This window comes from Ruegeria sp. CE9, from assembly GCF_056537425.1.
Window position 1 is genome coordinate 35,005 of the sequence record NZ_JBQFRO010000011.1, and the last position, 19,832, is coordinate 54,836.

A 19,832-nucleotide genomic window follows, 5' to 3' on the forward strand; every position below is an offset into this window, starting at 1 on the left:
CTTGTCACCTGAGAATACTTTTGCGGACGCGCGGATCGATGGCCGCAAGCAGAATGTCTGTGAAGAAGTTCAACGTCACGATGGAGGCGGTCAGCAGAAAGATGATGGCCCCAGCAAGTTGCTGGTCGTTGGACCGTGCCAGCGCTTCCAACAACAGCGCCCCGGCTTCGGTCAATGTCAGGATCAGCGCCACAATGGGGAGTTCGTTGAAAATCCGGTTCAGGTCAAAGCCAAGGCTGTTGACGATCGGCCCCAGCGCATGACGGGCCGGATAGCGCCATAGCAGGCGACGGCCATAAATGCCCCGCGCGGCAGCGGCCGTAACGTATAGCTTGCCGATCTCATCCGACATCAACGCGCGAACGGTTTGCAGCGCAAAGGCGGTGGCCGACCAGCCAAGAATGAAGATTGGCAGCCAAGCGTGTTTCAGCAAGTCCAGAAACTTGCCCCATGACCAAGGCGCTTCTTTGTATTCGGGTGAAAACAAGCCCGTCAGCGTCTCGCCGAAATAGACGGTCGAAACCAGCATCACCATCAGGGCCAGCAGAAAGTTCGGCATCGCCAGACCCAGATAGCTGACAATCCGCAGCGAATTGTTCAGCACCGCACTACGCGAGGCAGCGGAAATGATACCCACAGGGATGGCAATGGCATAAGCCAGCGTCAAAGCGCCAAGGCAGATCCACAGCGACAGCCAGAACTTGTCGCCCAGAAGCTGGGCGATGTTCACGCGCAGAATGCAGCTTTCGCCGAAATCACCACGAAACGCCCCCGACAACCACGTGGCCCAACGGGTCAGGAACGGTTGATCCAGCCCCAACCGGGCACGTTCGGCTGCAACATCTGCGACGGTGATCGCGGAACCTTGGGTGTTCTTATACGCCAAATAGCGCTCGGCACAGTCTCCGGGCACCAGCTCCATCAATGAAAAAACGATCAGCGAAACGATGACCAAAGTGACCAACGCCATGACCGCCCGGGTGGCGGCAAATCGACCGAATTGCAACATGTCTGTCCCCGCAGGATGCGTGAAGGCGGGCGCAGGCGCCCACCTTCTTGTCGTCTGACCCTTACTCGCTCAGCCACCACTGGGCGGGGCGGTAGGGATAGGTCCGATAGAACTCGTAAGACTGCGTTTTGAACTCGGTGAAGTTCTGCAGATTGTTCGAGTGATAGATCGGCGCTGGGGCGTTCACAGTGCCCAGGAACAGCAGCTCTCCGGTCATGATTTCAACCATCTTCTGCGCGGCGGAAACCGATGCATCCGAGCCGGGTGCGCTGGACTGATAAGTATCCAGAGCCGCCTTCAGGTCGGCAACCCAAGCTGGCGGTTCAACGCCGTTTTCGCCGTTCGAGCTGATGTATTCTGCCCAGAGCATCCCTGTGCGTACGTCGAAATAACCGTCGAACGGAGGCACCCAGATTTCGCCATCCCCAAGGATCGAACCGGCAGGCTGGCTTTTCAGCCACAGACCCATATCCAGCGAGTTCGCCGTTTGAGCGGCGCGGAACTCGTCTGAAGTGACCTCTTTGATCGCGGTGTTGACGCCAACGTCTTTCCAGTTCTGTGCGATCAGTTCGATCAGTTGCGCCGAAGCGGACTGGGTTGAGAACTGCCAATCCAGAACAAACGGATCACCGTTTGGCAGATCGCGGAAACCGTCGCCGTCCTGATCAACCAGGCCAATCTCGTCGAGCAATGCATTGGCACGCTCCGCATCGAATGCGATCTCATGGTTCGACCATTTCTCGTCGATGAAATCCGGACGCGGTGAGAAGCCGATATACTGCGTCGGCGTTCCCAGTCCAAAGGCAACAACCTCGTTCAGCTGATCCCGATCCATAGCAACAGACATCGCGGTTCTAAAGCGGATGTCATTGAAGATGGCTCGTTTGGCTTCGTCTTCTGCGGTCACGTTGAAGGTCAGAACCGGGTAGCCGATCGAAGGCTTAACCTCGACGGTGTAGTTTCCGTTTTCTTGCCCTTCCAGCAGCACCGGAGCCGATGTGAGGTTCACACCCTGCGACTTATAGTCGACCTCGCCATTCAACAGCTTAAGCGTGCGGACCTCTTCATCCGGAACATAGGTTTCGTCCATTTCCGAAATGTAAGGCAGCTGATTGCCCTGCGTGTCGACCTGGAAGAAATAGGGGTTGGCCACATAATGGCGACCCTCGGTGCTTTCCTTCACAAGGATGTGGCTTTCAAGCGTTGGCATGGTGTCGGTCGGAAGACCGGCCAGCTTGTCGCCTGCTGTCAGCATCGGCGAGGGTGTATCCATCCAGTCCGAGTTGCCATAATAGGCCTTGATCAGCTCGTACCCGTTTTCATATCCAAGCGCCTGCGCGTTGGCGTCCGCATTCTCATCCAGCGCCGGGTGGAACTTTTCAAAGAAGTGCTTGGGCTGGTAAGGCTGCACATAGGTGAACGAGAATGTCTCGGTCAGGCCCGGCTTGGGCGCAGCGAGGGTAAAGCGAACGGTGGTATCGTCCACCGCCTCAACCTTCATGGGTTCGCCGCCTGCCAAAGCATAGTCTTTCGCTTCGGCGATGACATTGGTGTCCATCATCAGATTATCGTACCAGAACACAACATCCGCTGAGGTGAACGGTGCACCGTCCGACCATTTGTGACCTTCGCGCAAAGTCACCGTCAGCTCGGTGAAGGCATCATTCCATTCCCAGGATTTCGCCACATTGGGCACCAGAGTCTGAAGGTCATCCGAATACCGGAACAGGTTCACGTGACGTACCGACAGGAAGTCCGATGTTCCGCTTTCAGTGGCGTTGGACAGCGCATCCAAAACACCGCCGTACTGTCCGATCGAGTCATAGGGTACGATGACCAGCGGATCAGCAGGCAGGCGATCTGCCACGGCGGGCAAATCGCCGTTGCCGCGGATCATACCGTTCAGGTCCCCAATCGTCGGATTCTCGGCAAAGCTAAGCGTGCAGTTTGCAGCCGATTGAAACTCGGACAGATCAAACTGCTGCGGATAAGCACCTGCAGATACACCCTGCATATCGGCGACGGTTGCAGCGGGGCAGTTGGCCCAGGCCGCGCCCCCAATTGTGGCAAAGGCCACACCAGACATAAGAAGCTTTTTCATGGTTTCTCCCTAGGTTTATTTCATTATGCTTTGCGTTTCCGAGCGCTCGACTTGGTCGATTTGCTGTCGGAGGCTTCCTTGTTCTTTTTTTGCTTCCGAGGCTCTGTTTTTTCCGGCCCGGATTTGACCTCGTGATGCGACGCAATGTGCAGTTTGACCCCGGCATCCTTGAGGACCGGGACAAAGGCGTCAGGTGGGGCGATATCAGTCACCAGATCGGTTACCTTGTCGAACGGACACGACACGTTGGTTGCCCTCGCACCGAATTTCGAATGGTCTGCCGCAACAATCATGCGATGTGCGTTTCCACGCAACGCGCGGGTCAGATCCGCCTCAAGCGGGTTAGAGGCCAACACACCACCGACCAGCGACAGCGCATCTGCACCGCAGATCACCGCATCATAGCTGTATTGGCAGGCCAGCTCTTCAGCTGCGCGGCCAAAGCTTCCGCGTTCGGATCGGATCACTTCGCCACCGGCCAGAACGGCCCGTGTGCCATTGTGATCGGCCAATGAGGCCACCACCGAAAGCGAATTGCTGACGACCGTCAATCCACGCAATTCGCGCAACTGCTCGGCCACATGGGTCATCGTAGACCCGACGGCGACAAACAGCACCATCTCATCTTCAAGCAGCGCGCAAACGCGCTTGGCGATTTTGGTCTTCTCGTCGGCATTGTGTTCCAGCGCACCCGAGAACATGGGCGTATCCTGTGCGCGGGACAAATAGGTGCCACCATGCACACGCTCGACCTTGTTGACGCGCGCCAACGCCTTGACCAGCCGACGCACCGTTTCCTCAGAAACGTCCATGATTTGGGCGATCTGAGTGTTGCGCGCTGATCCCCCCAGCCGCGCAAGGACATCCAACAGCTCTCGGCCGCGATGTGGGATGGTTACGTTGTCATCATCCATATTCAAACTCGGTCACATTTCCGCGCAAAAATCCACAATAAATGTAAATCTTTTGCGACAATTTTGGTTTTTTTGCCTTTTTCGGTCATCTGGGCAAAATAAACCCGCATTTTCAGGTGCGGCAGCGGTTGGATTCCAATCCTCGAACAAGAATCACCCAAGCCAGTCCAGCACGTGTTCATGACGACAATGCTATCATGGTGACGCCAACCGCCATCATCACGGCCGCTAGGAGGCGGCGCATCGGATTGCCTTCGCCCAGGAACAGGAATCCGATCAAGGCTGCGAAGATCACCGAGGTTTCGCGCAAAGCTGAGACAACGCCAAGCGGCGCAAAATTTTTGGCGTATAGCACCAGGCCGTAAGCGGTCATCGAAACCATACCACCCGCTAGTCCAATCACCCAGGTTCGCGTCGGCAAAGCCAGCAGTTGCGTGCCCCTGCGCATTGCGACGAAGCCAACAACGAATATGTGCAGAACCGAATGCCAGGCCCAGTAACTCAGGATGTTACCCGAGACCCGCACACCCAGCCCATCGACGAGTGAGTAAACGGAAATGCAGCAGCCTGTTCCCAACGCAAAAACAAGCGATGCCCTGCCAACACCTTGCCTGAGGACCGACCAGCTGGACACCTGAATGCCCGCAGCGATGACTGCTATTCCGATCCAGGCCTGCATGGGCAAATGCTCACCTGCGAAGATCACCGCCCAAAGAGCCACAAGCGCAGGCACAACCCCGCGCGCGATCGGATAGACAACGCTCAAATCCCCATGCCGATAGGCCTGATTGAGCATGTAGAAGTACCCGAAATGCACAACGGTCGAGCCCACGAGATAAGGCAGGCTTGCGATATCGGGCAGCGGCAAAACCATTACCATCAACGCGCCGGGTATCACGTGACCCAAGGCGACCAGCCCCAATGTGACGGTCCGGTCGGTGGCAGTTTTGACGACGGTGTTCCAGATCGCGTGCAGCATTGCGGCGGCAAGGATTATGAGAACGATGCCGGTGTTCACCGTCAGATCACCCTTTGATCTCTGTATCCTGGTCCTGCTCCATCTGCGGCAGTTCCTCGATCAGTCGCGTTTCAAGCAACTGCCCGTTGCGGTACAGGATCGGATAGGCGACCGCTGCGATGTGACTGTTGAACTCGCGAAACGCGCGCAGGGTTTCAAGGTGGATATCGCTGGTCTCGAAGCTTTCCGCGCTGCCATGTTGCAGACGTTTCAGATGGCGTTTGCGGCTGTCACGCTCGGCCCGTTTGATCTCGGTCTTCTCAAGGCTCAGCAGGCGCGCGCTTTCCAGATCGTCCGAGATCAGAACGTTTGAGGCCAGTTTCAGGTTGGCCATAATACCTTCGTGCATCGCGATCAGCTCGGACCAGCCTTCTTTCGAAAACGAAGCGCCCTTTTTGCGCATTTCGTCTGCCAGGGCGGTCAGGCGTTTGGCCACGACGTCGCCCGCCGTTTCCAAACGGATCGCATATTCCATCAGATCCCGCGCGATCTTGGCGTTTTCCTTGCCAAACGCATCCGCAGGAATCGCCGCCACATATTGCCGGATGCCAGACAGGCACTCGTTAACATTTGTGTCCATGTCGCGGATCGCCCTGATCTGCTCTCTCTCGCCGCTGCGGTAGAGCTCCAGTATCGGTCGGAACATCGAACCGACCATATCGCTCATCCGCAAAAGCTCGCGCTTGAGGTTTGGAAGCGCCTGACTGGGCTGCCCAATGGTGCCAAGGTCCAAGGCGCTGATCGATTGGCCGGGCTGCGCGCTGTTTTCAGTGCTTTTGGGATCGGGCAATAGCCGCTCGAACGGGGCGCACAACATGCCGCAGAACGGCAGGGCCAGGATCAGCAGCGAGGCGTTGAATAACAGATGCGCGTTCACCAGCATTTGCCCACCTTGCAACTCGCCCAACACCCCGGTCCGCAGCAGTAGGTTGGCGGCAAACAGCGAGACGATTGACCAGCTACCCCGCAATGCAAGATTAGCGAAGGGAATGCGCCGTGCGGACAGGTCCATACCACGGGTCAGCCAGACCGGAATGAAAGCAGAGCCGAAATTGGCACCCAGCACCAGTGAAAGACCGGCAGCAAAGGGGATCGCCCCGATCTGCACCAATGTCACACACATCAGAATCGCAGCGACCGAGGAATGCATGACAAAAGCCAGCGCCCCGCCGACCAGGAATGCCGTGATGTAATCGCGGGCAAGATACTCGGCAATAGCAGGCAGAAAGGCGCTATCACGGATCGGGTCCATCGCCTCGCGCAAAAAGCGCAGCGAGATCAGGATGAAGGCGATACCCATCAGAATGCGGCCCAGTTGGCGCGCCTTCTTAGCCTCGGTCTTGACGAACAGATAGCCGCCGATCGCAAGCAGCATCGGCACCAGCCAATCCAGTTTGAACGACAGCACCTGAATGATCAGTGCTGAGCCCAGATCCCCGCCCAGCACCATCGCCAGCCCGGTTGGAAAGGCCAGCATTCCCCCTGCGGCGAAACCTGAAGTCAGCAAGGCAACGGCTGCTGAGCTTTGCAAAACAACCGCCATGGCAACGCCCACCATCGACGCCTGAGCATAGCTGCGTTGCCCTGTCATCACCCGCTGAAATGAAGCACCATAGCTGCGCTCGATCCCGGTCCGCACCATGCGCACGGCAAAAAGCAGCAGCATCGTTGCACCGGCCAGACTTATGAGGAAACTGACAATCGCCATCCCGTTATCCGTTCACCAGATTAAGAAGCTCAGCATGCAGTTCCGGCGTGGCGGAGGATATCACCCGACCGTCCGAGTTCAGGTTAAGCGGATTGCCGTCCCAATCGCTCATGATACCGCCTGCCGCTTGGACAACTACTGAGACGGGCAGGTAATCGTAAGGCTGCAGATCATAATCGATCACCGCATCCACATGCCCCATCGCAAGCAGCGCATGCGGGTAGCAGTCATAGGCAAAGCGTCGGGTCTGTCCCGAGTTCATCAGCCGATCAAATAGCGCAGGGTGATCCCGATAGATCTTATCCCCTTCGTTGACGAAAAGGACCGCATCGCTGAGGCACCGAGTCGCGCCGACCGATACAGGTTCGCCGTTTAGCGTTGTCCCCTGATCTTTGACCCCAATCAGAACTTCGCCCAGCGCGGGCATTCCGATCACACCCAATTGAGGTGCGCCATCTTTGAGATATCCCAACAGAAACCCAAACAAAGGGTGCCCCGACAGGAACGAGCGAGTGCCGTCAATCGGATCCACGATCCAGACATTCTGCCGGTCTTGCCCGTCAAATCCCTGTTCCTCGCCAAAGATACCGTCATCGGGGAAGTGGTCAGCCAGATACTGCCGCACCACGGCTTCGACACCCCTATCGGCCTGTGTAACCGGGCTTTCATCGGCCTTGAATTCTACGCCCAGCCGTCCGCGAAAAAACCCACGTGCAGCCTGCGCCGCGATACGGGCGATCTCGGCGGCGTGGGAAGCGATATCTGTCATGCCCTCTGGGGTGGTAATCGTATCCGGTGGCGTTAGCATCTGGATCTATCCCTCATCACGGCACCCGGTACCCTGTTGCGGCACGCGAATATGTGACGGGAAAACCGGATGCATAGCAGATCGTTGTTGTACACAGGCTTTCCAGTTGTATCGTCACTTTGAAACGCTGCTTTGCGCGGCACATCAGAGGAATCAACGTCATAAAACTCCACAAAACACATCGACAATAATCCACAAAAACCAACTTCTTCAATATTTTTGTTCCGTTTTTGGTTGATTGGGCAGTCCTTTTGTGGATTTTGAAAGGCGGCAACCGCCATCATGAGGCAAAGCGAGCACACCCTACGCTTGCAGAGATACACGCGCTGGGCCCTAAATTCGGCTCGGCGATCAGGAGCACCGGGATATGTCCGTTAAACGCAACGTCCTGTTCATCATTACCGACCAGATGCGGGCAGACTGCCTGTTCGGCGCCCTTGCAGAACATGTAGACCTGCCCCACATGCGTGCGTTGATGAAGGACAGTGTTTCCTTCACACGGCATTTTTCAGTGACCAACCCCTGCGGTCCATCGCGCGCATCATTACTGACCGGGCAATACGCGATGAACCACCGGTCGGTGCGAAACGGCACGCCCTTGCGCCACGACGCACCGACCATCGCTAGCGAGATGCGCAAGGCCGGTTATCTGCCGATGTTGTTCGGATACACCGACACCTCGCAAGACCCGCGCGTATTCGATGCAAATGACCCGGCGCTCAGGTCGTATGAATTCCACATGGCCGGATTTCAGGAGATGCTGGAAATGCGGATGGAGATGTCCTTTCCGTGGCGATCTCATCTGAAAAACCGTGGGTACGAATTCGACACCTATTTCGACGTGTTCAAACCTGTCTCCCCGGATGGCGACGCGCCCGCGCTGAATGATCCCGCCATGTACAAGGCGGAGGACAGCGATACCGCTTTTCTGACGGACCGGTTTCTGGAAACCATGCCAGCCTATGCAGATGCTGACCGGGGGTGGTTTGCGCATTTGACTTACTTGCGCCCGCATCCGCCGCTGGTTGCCCCGGCTCCGTACAACCGGATGTACGATCCCGCCTCGCTGCCTATGCCATCGCGCCTGCCGACGCCCGAGGCAGAGGAGGCGCTGCATCCGTTTTTCGCCCCAGCACGCGCCAACAGCACGGTTGCCGGATTTGTCGAAGGTTTCCCGGATCTTGAACCAACGGACGAGGTGGTTCAGACGCTGCGCGCGGTCTACCTGGGCTTGGCCACTGAAGTGGATCATAACATCGGTCGCGTGGTGTCATTCCTGAAAGAGACGGGGCAGTACGACAATACTTTGCTGGTGGTCACCGCAGATCATGGCGAGATGCTGGGGGATCGACACAGCTGGGGCAAAATGTCGGTCTATGATGCAGCCTATCATACGCCATTGATCATTCGCATGCCCGATGGTGCCCGTGATAAGCAAGTTACTGCACCCACGGAATCGATTGATATCGTTCCAACAATTCTCGACTGGATTGGTCAGGCCATACCGGACTCCATTAACGGGTACTCGCTGATGCCTTTCCTTCAGAGGGAGCCTTCATCTCCGGATGACTGGCGGCACTATTCATTCTCGGAGTTGGACTTCGCTGATCCACTGACTCCGACACGCTGGCAACACGATATGGGCACAGGACTGGAGGACAGTTGCCTAAGCATCTTGCGCGACGATCGGTTCACTCTGATCGAATTCGCTGCAGACCTCCCACCTCTGCTGTTCGACAGCAACGGGCAAGGAGAGATGGAGAATGTGGCCGAACGTTCTGAACATGCTGCTACTTTAGCGCGCATGACGCGTGACATGTTGCGCCACCGAATGCGGAACATGGACAAGACCTTGTCGAATTGGATGATCACACCTGACGGGCCGCGCCATCCATAGTGCCTTACTACTGCTGACGATTGTCAGCCACCCCACGTCACAGTCATCAGCATATCCTCGAACTCTGCGGTGTCGAAAAACAGTACGATCTCACCTGTCGGACTTGCGGGCAACGGAACGGTCGCCAGCTGACCAACCGCCAGATCGCCCAGTTCGGGACGGCGGGTCAGCGTGTCTTGAACCACGCCCCCGTCACTGGTGTCGACGCGATCGGACACGGTGACAGTTGCCGGTACTGCATCCAAACTGCTTTCGGCAAACAAATCGCACCGTTTGAGCGTCGTGAGCCGTCCAGCCGACCAAAAGGGATAATGCTCAGGTCGGAGCGTCAGACGTAATTCATGGCGTGCACCCGCAGCAGGAATTTCGCGGCGGAAGCGTGCCCATTCTGTGGGGAACTCGTGCCGCAGCGAGAACAACCGCACGTTACCGACGGTTCCATCTGCGGCGATATCTGCCTTCAGGTGATCAACGGCTGCAGTCCGCACAGGCCCGCCACCATCGCGCGCGGTGTAGCGCAGGTGCAGGACCACGTCCGAGATTGTATCATAGTCAAACTGCTGCGGATCACCCTGCGTTGGGTCCGCCGGCAATTCCAGCCGCCATTCACTGACCGCGCCCACATTTTCGAATGGCAAATAGCGATCATCCGGCATGCCCTCGAACTGACCGGTCTCCATCTGCGCCGCGCTGAACACATTGCTTTCGGCGCTGTGAATATCGGCAAAGCGGGCGTCTTCGGGACCGGTACGAACATAGCCATCCCCGATATCCGGCCTTTGGCGAATGCTGCTTTTGACATGCACAAGCTTGGCATGGGTACCGATATAAGGACCGGAGACACAAGGCAGGCTGAGCGCGACACTCTTGACCCGGCGGAAGTAATGCCCCGGCCCATCAAGATCGAACTGCGCCTCCGGGATTTTGAAGGTGCACCGACCTGTTCGTCGTAGATTGACCAAAGCCAACGGATCGATTTGCAGCAGGCTGACATGTTTGGTCAGCTCGTATTCGTTGCGATTATGCTCGTGATACGCAAGCTCCATCCGCTTGATGTCCAGCAGTAGTGCTTCGCCTGCCAGCAGCCCTTTGCGACCGCCATCCCAATAGTTGAACTGCACCAAGGTTTTCTGATCCAGCTCGGGCCGCATCAGTTCGGCCTTCATGGTTTGCTCGGCGCGCCGCGCGGTATCGAATGCAAAGCGGTAGTACTCGTAATACAGCTTTGACAACTCACCTTGCAGCCAACCGTAGAGTTCTTCGTTGGTGTATTTCTCCTGCAGGAAATCGCGAGCCTGTTCCGTCAGGCGAATTGCCTTTTTCACATTCAGATACTCGCGATGCTGCGCCTGTTCCGCGATCAGCGATGTCAGGATCTGACGCCCGATCTGCATCACATCATGGGCCGCCAGATTGTGCTGCAGAATCCATTCGTCGGCGCGGCGTTCATAAGCGGCTGTGCGGGCAGCCATCCCGGCCTGATCACGGTTCCAGTCTGCGACCATCCCGGACACGTCCCCTGCAATCCGCATGACCGAGGACAGTACAGTTCCCACCTTAAAGTCGATGGTTCCGCCAAGGCCCCAGTAATGCAGATCCAGTTTCGGATCGGGGATCGGGGTTAGGGTCGCGGAAATCGAGTGAAACACCGATTTGGCCAGCGTCGTGTCTCGGGCTATTGGCAGCAGAGCGTTAAGCTCTTCATCCTCTTTCTTCGACAGGTGGAGGTCACCACCTCCGGTCTGACCCGACGATTGCGCACCATCGCCATCGCCCGGACGTTCGAGGTTTGAGAATTCCAACTGCTGAACCGGTACGTCATACTGCGCAACTAGCGCCTCATAGGCTTCGTCGAAATTTGCCTTAGTTAGGGTCTGGCGGGTCAACTCGAGGGTCTCGGGTGCATTTGGATCAGCTTCCTGACCCAGCAAGCGCTTGTAATAGTTCAATCGCTCAACGGCCGCGCCGCGACTGCCGATCAGGGCTTGGGTCGCTGCCTCGGTGTTTTTCCATTGCAGATAACGCAGATCGACCTGCAGTTTCTGCAAACTGACTTCATGACCTTGCCGCAACAGGGCAAGCGCTTCGGCGTCGCGTTTTTCCAAGGCGGTCAGCAAGGCCGATCCGATATTGCGAACCTCACCGGCCAGTTCTGCCGCCTTCTCGATCAGCACGCGCGAACGAACCGGGCTGACCGGTTGGTTCAAGCCTGATACGACAGAGCCGATATCCAACCCAGCCGCTGCCGCCTTGACCAGCATTCCGGGATCGATTGGCGGGTCGAACAGGGCAAGCGGACGGACCTGCCCTTCGATATCCATACAATTGCGGATTTTGAACAATCGGTCCGCAACCGTATCCCAATAGCCCAGCAGCTTTTCATTATGCGGGATGCAGAAATACAGCGTGCGGGCCATGCCAAACAGCGGCGCGGAACTCTCGCTGGTGCCTGCGCCGGTAGGCGTTGTGAAGTTAAAAGGGAAAGCGCCTTCAAGCTCGACCAACGCATTGCCCATCGGGTCAAGCCCCTGGGCGCGAAGTTGCGCGAAGGTCCGCGGCGTAGTTGTTCCGCCTGCAGGTGAGCGCTGCGGCTTGTCCCCCAGCAGGTTCGAGGCGAGAACATAGATCTGCAGTGCCTCCATGATCGCTTCGCGCGTGAATTGCTGAAACAGGTGATCCCCCCAGGCAATCAGATTGTCGAGGTACTTCATCACCACATGCATCATGAACGAAATGATCCGGGTCCGCGCGACCGCAAAAGGTTGAAACGGGGTGTTTCGCACCGCCTCATAGCCGTTGAGGATGGCTTCTTTCTCGGCCAGTTCCGCGTCGGTGCATTCGTCGTTCGGCTTGCTGAGAAGGGCCAGCAGCGTATCGATGGATTGGGCTTCGCCCTCGCGGAACGCGAGGAAACGCCAATACCGTGTGGGCACCGGCACATTAGGGTCATTTTCGGTTGGGTCGAAGATCAGATGAAACCAGCGCTGCGCTTCGGCGAAACGTTGGGTCTTGGACAGGTGCACCGCGATGGTCAGCGGCACATGGAACATCAATTCCCAGTTGTAGTTGGCATAAGGCCCACCCATCCGCGTGTCGATTTCCTTTGGAAACGAATGGATATCGATCTTGTCGGTTTCCTGCGGGGAATAGAGTGAATTGAAGAACGATTTGCGCAGGCTTTTGTGGAAATCCGGGGACAACATCCCGGACACGCCTTGCGTGTTCAACCGCTCTATCAACTGTGACACGAAGGGGTGGAAGAAGTTCTCGAACGTATAGTCCCAGTGCTTTTCATAGCTGATAAGCTTGACCTTTTGGGGGCCGAAAATGTTCTGATCAAGCAGGTGATGATAGCCGTAGGTGCTGATCTTGCTGGTATCCATGATCAAAATCCTTTCCGGTTCAAGTGCGACGCATGCGGACAGTGCTGCCCATCGGGCCGATCTCACGATCACCAAAACGGACCGTGCCACCGGTGCCCAAGGCCGTGTGCACAAATGCATCTTCAGTCACGAATGCACGAAGAGTGCTCAGATCGGCGCTGCCAAAGCCGGGGATGGCAGTCACGGTTTCGATCCGGTCCGGCTGTTTGTCCAATGGTTCAAACGCCAGCACCATGCTTTCGATGGTTGGGTCAACCTCGGCCACACGGCCAAAATCAAGCCAGGTTACAACTTCGACGATCTTCTGTTTCGTGGACACGTAGAACACATGCCGCGGGTCAGCATAGAAGAACGGCGGCTCCCAGGCTTCGCCTTTGGTCGGATGATGTGGCTGCGTGGCCTGATCAGGCGCTTTGTTGGACAGCAACCGATGCGTAATCCCGTCATGGGAATAGATCGTGGTAAGGCGGTTCGATCCGGTTGATGTGATACGTTTCGGCATGAAATGGGGTGCCTTCTTAGGCGACCGCGTATCGGGTGTGCTGAACGTGTTATACATGAAGAACGAAACGCCCAGCCAATCCTTGTACGAGATCGAAATTCGCATTCCATTGGTCCATGGGAATGACGACAGGCGAATGCCTTTGCGGAAAGTGCGCATCTCTCGGGCTGGCACGTTATCTCGCAGCAACAAAGGCTCATCCGGGTCCGAGCTGCGGGGCGGTTGCCACACACCATCCACCCGTTCGGTCCAGTTCAGCATGACCTTGACGTCAAAGGTGGGCTCATCAACATCCATCAGCGATGATGCCTCGACCTCGGCCAGCGGGCCTGATCCCGCGTTGGGTGTTCCCTGCGCCGTGTTTTCCGGCATCATCTTGATCCAGAACAGGAACAGGCGATTGTCCCAGACCAGCGGCAGCACCGGGTTATCCTCGATGTCCAGTGGGATCTTCTCCCACGCGCTCCAGGACCCATAGGCGCGGGTACGGTGGTAATAGCTGCGCTTGGCCCCGGCGGTGCGTCCGATGACGTGCAGCACATCGTCCGCCGCACCCGGGTCACCTTCGATCTGGTAGAGGCCGCATACTTCCAGCTTGGCGACCTCTTCCAATTTCTGCAGATACCCGATCAGCGAGGTGGCTGCGCGTTCTTCGGTGATGTCACCCTGCAGCAATTCGCTCATCGCTTCGCGGAAGAAGGGCGACTGGTCGTCACGCAATTCCGGCTCCATCCAGTTTTCGGGGTACAGGAATATTTTGCGATTCGCCTCCCACACGCGATAACGCTTCATCCACTCCCAGTGCTTGGACCTGAGGCTGGACGCGGCCACGCGGGGTTCAAGGTTCATCAGGCAGCGCTCGGTAAAAATCTGGACCGAGGACAAGGCGTGACGGACGCGTGAGGTCAGCATGCAGGGTTCCATCTGCACGTCCATCAGGAAGTACTCGAACAGCTTTTCAGGCGTGTTGATATGCGCTGCATCCGGACGCCCGCGTAGATCATGCAGGATATGCGCCACCAACGCGTCCCGCTGACGTTTGCGCAGGCGGTCATTGATCGGCTGCAGGATTTTCAGCCAGTCATCCGGGCTGTAGCGCGCGCGAAGGGCGGCACGGAAATTCCGCACAACGGGTCCAGTCGGCGCGGGTGTCGCCGCAGAGATCAGCGCGGTTGCCGGTATCCCAAGTGCCGTAAGCCACTGGGCGATATCGTGAAGCCGCTCCAAGACGGCCAGATCGCCGATGTCAGCCGAGGCCAATCCGAAATGCGCCAGCAGAGCCGAAACGTCTGCGGGATTCCAGCGCGTGACCTGGAACAGTTCCGCCTCGGCATCCGCGATGGCGTTTGCGGGATCCGCTGCAATTGAGATCAGCCGGGCGCTGTCAGGAGCATAAGCCGTCTTTAGCCGGGCCATACGCAGGTGGGCCATCAGCACTTCGATCAAAGCGGCAGAGGTCGGGTCATCGGGCGTACCAACGACCGGCAAGCTGTTGGGCCACGCCGCACCAGCGATTTGCAGATCGCCATGTGTCGTCAGATGCAAGACCTCGGCGACGCCGAGTTTCAAAGTTTCGGACAGCTGTGCAATACGGCGTGTGCGCAGGTAGGTCGCTCCCAGATGCGAAACAGGATCAGCCGGGTAAAGATGCGATGCGCCGATAACCTCGGTTCCGCGCCCCGGTGCGCTCCAACGCAATGCCAAACGGTCGGTTACATTCGCTGCGCCCAGCGCGATCTCGACCAGAGCACCCGCGCGCAGTTCGATGGCGCTGGTGTTGGTCCATATACCGCCCGCCTCGGCCAAGGGAACGGGGTCACCAGCGATGCTGAGCGTTACGGTCGCGCCTGCATCGGCTTCGATGGCAATGTTGAAGTTCCCATTTTCAGGCGCTTCCAGATAACCCCGCAAGCGGATCGAAATCGGGGCACCCGGTGTGGTTGGATTATCCGGCAGCGGCGCTCCACCAGACGCAAAATCAATCGCGCCTATCAAGGTTTCGACCCGCGCAGGCGGCGCAGTGTGGGCGGGCCCATCACTGATTTCAGCGCTCAAGCCCCCGGATTCGAGCGTCAACGCATCCTCAAGCGCGGGATTGGCCGGATCGGTTGCTGCATGCAAAACCTCGGCCTTCTCGAACAGGGCGGCCGCCATGTCGGCCTCAACCTCGATCGCGGTTCCCAGTAGCTGCAGCGCCACCTGACGTTTACGCCTTGAGATCAACTGTGGCAGGATGCCTTCAAGCAGGGCGCGATAGGCTTCAGCCTTTGGCGCGGTCGAGTTGCGGTACCCGTCATGAAGCGGCAGCAGCTCGGGATACCGGGTGAAGAACGGCTGTGATTGCACTTGGCTGGCATTGAACAGGGCATCGATCGCGGGACCAAAGGCAGCAGGTGTTCCACCCACAGCCTGCAGGGCATCCCTGATCGTGGTCGACATCAGCCCATTGAAGGTCAGAACCTTGCGGAAATCGTCATAAGCAATTTGACCGGGCGCCTCGGCTAGAATTGCAGGCTCTAACACAGGCGTAGAATGATCATATGCAACTTCAGTTGAGGACGTCGCCTCGAGATATCCAAAGAACTGTTCGGTCGCCTCGGCCCCGTAGACCAGAGACATGTGGGAACGGGCGATCCCACCATCGGGGTCATCCACCAGCACAAAATCACTGGTGATTGCAGCAAACCCTGCACGCAGATCACGCGCCAGGGTGGTGATGTTTTCCGCAGGGGGGATCGTTTGGCCGCTTGGATCGTGATTCAATAACAGCGCCAGCCCAGTTTCCAGCGATAAGCCAATCTCGGACAGGCGATGCACCAGATCAATGACGGCCAGCAAGGCAGGTCCAGTGGCATCCTGCGGACCATAAGGATCAAGTCCCGTGGCTTGAAGCAGACGCTCCAACCCGGGCACGCTTTGCTCAAGCGCACGCGCCAGCCAACCGCGCCGATAGATGGCGCTGACAGTCTCAACCGTCAGGGGCGTCGTATCATCGAAACCCAAAACAGCTACGATCCGGTTGAATTCCGGCCCCGTCAGCGAAAAGGCTGCGCGCAAGGTTTCGGCCTCGGGCAGCAGCAGGGCAGCGGGATCGGTGAGAACGCCGCCAAAACCATCTTCGGCAAATGTGGGGTTTTCACGGGCAGGCCGTTGGAACATCTCGCGGAACAGGTCGGTGGTTCCGTGGGTGCCGATGGGTCCAAACAGGGCCAGGATCGGGCGCAACGCTTTCTCGGGCTTTAGCTCCAATGCATCAAGGGCCGACATTGCGATACCCAATTGCGAAAGAAGCACTGCAAATCCGGCATCCATGCGACCCAGATCAACCTGCGCATCGGCACCATCTGGCATCTGATCCGATGGATAAAGTGCCGAGATTATGGCGTCCGTGTCGGCAATGCTAAGACCCAGAACACGCCATAGGCGCACAAACCGGTTGATCCGGATAAACTCATTCCAGTCAAGGCGGTTGGACAGTGGGTCGGGGTCTGGATGACGCAATTCAAGCGCGCTTAAGTCACACATATCCGACGGGTCTTGCGGATTGGTAAGCACAATCAGCCCCATAATCCGATCAAACGTGGTGTCATCAAGCAGCCATGCCTCGATATCGCCGCCAAAGCGTTCAGGTTCGACCCCGGCAGCCATCCGGCTTTGCAGTTCGGCCGAGTTGATCGCACCTTCCCTAAAGGCGCGGATGTCGTCGAAACCCAATCCCAAATGCTCAAGCTTCGAGATCAGCGCCGCACCGGGGTTTATGAACTCGGTCTTGAGGATATTCACCAGATCAACCGGTGTGATCTCGGTACGGCGACACAGATCGCGCACACTTTCCAGCCCATCGCGAACTTCGGCGGCACTGGCACCCGCATCGAACCCGTAAAGCGCACGCACAGTCAGATCGGGCCGCGCCGCGCCTGCAACCGATACGCTTTCGGTCAGGACAGTGTTGAGGCCGCGAGAGATGTTCAATCGCTGCAGCCAGATATCCCGCCAACCATACTGTGCATCGTCCAGCGCGTCTGAAGAACGCAGATCAGCCATAACCCGGTGCAACGGCGCATCAAAACGATTGAATAGGGCCTTCAGCGTCTCCAAAGACCGGTCAAACGGCAACGGGGCGGGGAATTGGGCAGTGGCCAGCGTGGCATAAGCGGCGTCACGCACAAATTGCGGGCTGGCCAGCAGTTCTTCGGGTGGGGTCTGACCATCGGTCGAATGACCCTGATATCCACCCAATGACATACCGTTGACAACGAAATGCTCCAGCACCTCATTCACCAGATCTATGTATGGAACGGGTGTCAGAGTGTTTTCGCAAGTCAGCGGCAGGTGTTGGATATCAGGCCGCCGATCGAGCAATACATCGAGCGGATTGGTGAAGCCATTCGGGATCTCGGTTGCGGGACGATCGAGGAACAGCAGAAGGTCCACAAGATAGGCTGCGGGGCTGAGGACCGACCGGCAATGCTCGCAACCACAATAATCCATCGAACCAAAAAGCTCTTCCAATGTGGAGTAGGCGAGCACATCGCCAAAATTGTCTGACCCGCCCGGTGAGGGATTCAGGAACCCTTCGGCGGCATTCACGCTGGGGCCTATGGCAGGCATCATCCGATGGGTCATATAGGCGGTCGCCAAATTCAGAACCGCGCCATGGACCTGTTCTGCTTTGCGATAGATCTGCATCGCGACGGCCTCGTTCAGAACCGCCTTATGGGCGCGCAGGAATTCATCCTGTGGCAGCGCGACGACGGCATAGGCTGAATCCAACCCTGCACCCAGCATGGCGTTCATGCTGCTATCGTCCGGCGTGATTTGATAAACCCGCTGAATGCGTGAGATTTCTCGCACCACCTCAGGCGGTTCATCCAGCGCATTCTGCGCAACAAAGCGCGCGATGGGCTGCTGGCCGATCTGGAACGTATCGGCATGTTTCGCAAGGAAATCATGCACGTTGTTCGACAGCCCAGTATCAGCCAATGGTGTTTCCTGCGCCCGGACCATTTCCGCAACAACGGCGGTTGGGAATGACAGCCGGACCTGAGCGGCCATGAACTCGGCATAATTGGCGCGCCTCTCAGCTGCATCCCGGCCCTGTACCGCCTCGGGTACAGGGTCAGCGTCATCCATGATCGCAGCCCAGGCGTCGGCTTTGTGAAAGCCCGACTTTACCAGCCCATCCAATGTACCGTCGGCATCCCCATCGGTGTCGCGGTGCAAACGCTCGACCAGCTTGGGATTGTTGAGCGTCAGGTAGGCGAGCTTGCCATCGGTCTGCAGCCGGGCGGCTTTGTCCCGGCCCAACTTGCCCTCAACCTCGGTCCAGAATTTATCAAGGTCATCTCCATGCGCGGCATGAAGCGCGGAAAATGTTTCGCGCTCATCGTCCCGCGCCAAAGACAGCGCAAGCAAGGGCTGCATTCCGGCCAAAGCGCCCGGCGGTGGCGTATCCAGCCGGACGCGCGCGGACATTTCGGTAAACCGGGCAAGCGCCGCATCTGTTTGACCCGCCAATTTGGCGTCGATCACACCCTCATCCAGTGCGGATTTCCAGATTTGTGCCACTTTGGCCGGAGGTGTTCGGAATATCGCTGTGTCATCAGCGGGAACACCTGCCCGTAACAGCGCATAGAACAGACCAGAGTCGATGCGCTGACCCCGCTGGCCAGCAGTCTTGTCCGACAATTGCTGTGATAAAGACGCAAGCGCCACGGCACGCGCATCCCAACCCGTCTTGTTGGCAAGATAGGTGATGTCCTGCCGGGTATCACTTTCTTCAAGCTTCGACAGCGTGCCGTTGAACTGGCCTGAGATGGCCTTGGTCAGCGTGGCGTGTTCAGACGACAGCTTCGCGGCAGTTTCCGCAGGCAGAACTACGGACAACTCAGTATCCGGTCCGGCGTCATAGGCGACCTCGGACGTGGCAACCACGTCGCTATCCAAGCGAACCTGCACCTGCAGATCGGGGGCATCCTTGTCGCGCTTTGCGATCTGGTCGCCCGAGAACACAATCTCGAACGCGCCGCGCTTACCTGTTATCGTCTTACCCAGCTCAACGTCCCCACCGACACCTTTGTCGACAACAACAACGGCAAGGCCATCAACTGCCGCACTTTGCGCACTTATCACGCTGCCACTGACGCGATAGGTGCCAAAATCCGTCGGTGTATCCAGACGGGCAACCAGATCGTTGATCACAGCCGCAGTTCTTTTGTCGACACTTCCGATCGGGGGCAGATCGGCCTCTTTTTGAACGAGGCGGACCGCCTCGGTGGTGCCTTTGCCATAGATCGCTGTGCGGCCATCTCTTTCGCGCGATACGCTGTCGATCAACGCGCGACGCGTGCTGGCGTCATTGGGCAGTAAAAGGCTCTCGCGCAGCAGTGCCAGCAAAGCGGATTGCAGATCGCCCACCGTAGCACGGCGCATTCTGGGCTTAAGCGGATGCGTAACTTTGGTCATGAGGAGATACCCTTTCTGACAACTGCG

9 protein-coding genes are annotated in these 19,832 nt (G+C 57.6%); 1 reads left to right on the top strand and 8 read right to left on the bottom strand.

The window, feature by feature from the left end:
* Positions 1 to 4: 4 nt before the first annotated feature.
* From ACR0B3_RS18395 to ACR0B3_RS18420, 6 genes are all read right to left on the bottom strand, one after another.
* A complete protein-coding gene (locus ACR0B3_RS18395) occupies positions 5 to 1,009 on the bottom strand; it encodes an ABC transporter permease (RefSeq protein ID WP_170684680.1) in 1,005 nt (334 codons plus the stop codon).
* A gap of 61 nt (positions 1,010 to 1,070) precedes the next feature.
* On the bottom strand, positions 1,071 to 3,110 hold the full coding sequence (locus ACR0B3_RS18400; RefSeq protein WP_480810321.1) for an ABC transporter substrate-binding protein: 2,040 nt from the start codon (positions 3,108 to 3,110) through the stop codon (positions 1,071 to 1,073).
* A 23-nt stretch (positions 3,111 to 3,133) separates the two neighbouring features.
* Positions 3,134 to 4,024: a DeoR/GlpR family DNA-binding transcription regulator gene (locus tag ACR0B3_RS18405; RefSeq protein ID WP_480810322.1), complete on the bottom strand. Its 891-nt coding sequence runs from the start codon at positions 4,022 to 4,024 to the stop codon at positions 3,134 to 3,136.
* Positions 4,025 to 4,202: 178 nt separating this feature from the next.
* Positions 4,203 to 5,042, bottom strand: coding sequence for an EamA family transporter (locus ACR0B3_RS18410; RefSeq protein ID WP_480810323.1), 840 nt, complete (start codon positions 5,040 to 5,042; stop codon positions 4,203 to 4,205).
* A 7-nt stretch (positions 5,043 to 5,049) separates the two neighbouring features.
* Entirely contained in the window at positions 5,050 to 6,750 is a 1,701-nt protein-coding gene (locus ACR0B3_RS18415) for a Na/Pi cotransporter family protein (protein ID WP_480810324.1), read from the bottom strand.
* 4 nt (positions 6,751 to 6,754) lie between these two features.
* Complete coding sequence (locus tag ACR0B3_RS18420) at positions 6,755 to 7,558, bottom strand: inositol monophosphatase family protein (RefSeq protein ID WP_480810325.1); 804 nt, start codon at positions 7,556 to 7,558, stop codon at positions 6,755 to 6,757.
* Between the two features lie 367 nt (positions 7,559 to 7,925).
* On the opposite strand from ACR0B3_RS18420, the gene ACR0B3_RS18425 reads away from it, so the two are divergent.
* A complete protein-coding gene (locus ACR0B3_RS18425) occupies positions 7,926 to 9,455 on the top strand; it encodes a sulfatase-like hydrolase/transferase (RefSeq protein ID WP_480810326.1) in 1,530 nt (509 codons plus the stop codon).
* Between the two features lie 23 nt (positions 9,456 to 9,478).
* Here ACR0B3_RS18425 and ACR0B3_RS18430 read toward each other — a convergent pair whose 3' ends face one another.
* The gene (locus tag ACR0B3_RS18430) at positions 9,479 to 12,838 is read right to left on the bottom strand and encodes a Tc toxin subunit A-related protein (RefSeq protein ID WP_480810327.1); all 3,360 of its coding nucleotides are present in this window, start codon (positions 12,836 to 12,838) and stop codon (positions 9,479 to 9,481) included.
* A 19-nt stretch (positions 12,839 to 12,857) separates the two neighbouring features.
* The gene (locus ACR0B3_RS18435; protein ID WP_480810328.1) at positions 12,858 to 19,805 is read right to left on the bottom strand and encodes a neuraminidase-like domain-containing protein; all 6,948 of its coding nucleotides are present in this window, start codon (positions 19,803 to 19,805) and stop codon (positions 12,858 to 12,860) included.
* Positions 19,806 to 19,832 lie beyond the last annotated feature (27 nt).

Coding starts and splice junctions, on each gene's coding strand:
- ACR0B3_RS18395 (WP_170684680.1), bottom strand. CDS start 1,009: ATGTTGCAATTCGGTCGATTTGCCGCCACCCGGGCGGTCATGGCGTTG.
- ACR0B3_RS18400 (WP_480810321.1), bottom strand. CDS start 3,110: ATGAAAAAGCTTCTTATGTCTGGTGTGGCCTTTGCCACAATTGGGGGC.
- ACR0B3_RS18405 (WP_480810322.1), bottom strand. CDS start 4,024: ATGGATGATGACAACGTAACCATCCCACATCGCGGCCGAGAGCTGTTG.
- ACR0B3_RS18415 (WP_480810324.1), bottom strand. CDS start 6,750: ATGGCGATTGTCAGTTTCCTCATAAGTCTGGCCGGTGCAACGATGCTG.
- ACR0B3_RS18420 (WP_480810325.1), bottom strand. CDS start 7,558: ATGCTAACGCCACCGGATACGATTACCACCCCAGAGGGCATGACAGAT.
- ACR0B3_RS18425 (WP_480810326.1), top strand. CDS start 7,926: ATGTCCGTTAAACGCAACGTCCTGTTCATCATTACCGACCAGATGCGG.
- ACR0B3_RS18430 (WP_480810327.1), bottom strand. CDS start 12,838: ATGGATACCAGCAAGATCAGCACCTACGGCTATCATCACCTGCTTGAT.
- ACR0B3_RS18435 (WP_480810328.1), bottom strand. CDS start 19,805: ATGACCAAAGTTACGCATCCGCTTAAGCCCAGAATGCGCCGTGCTACG.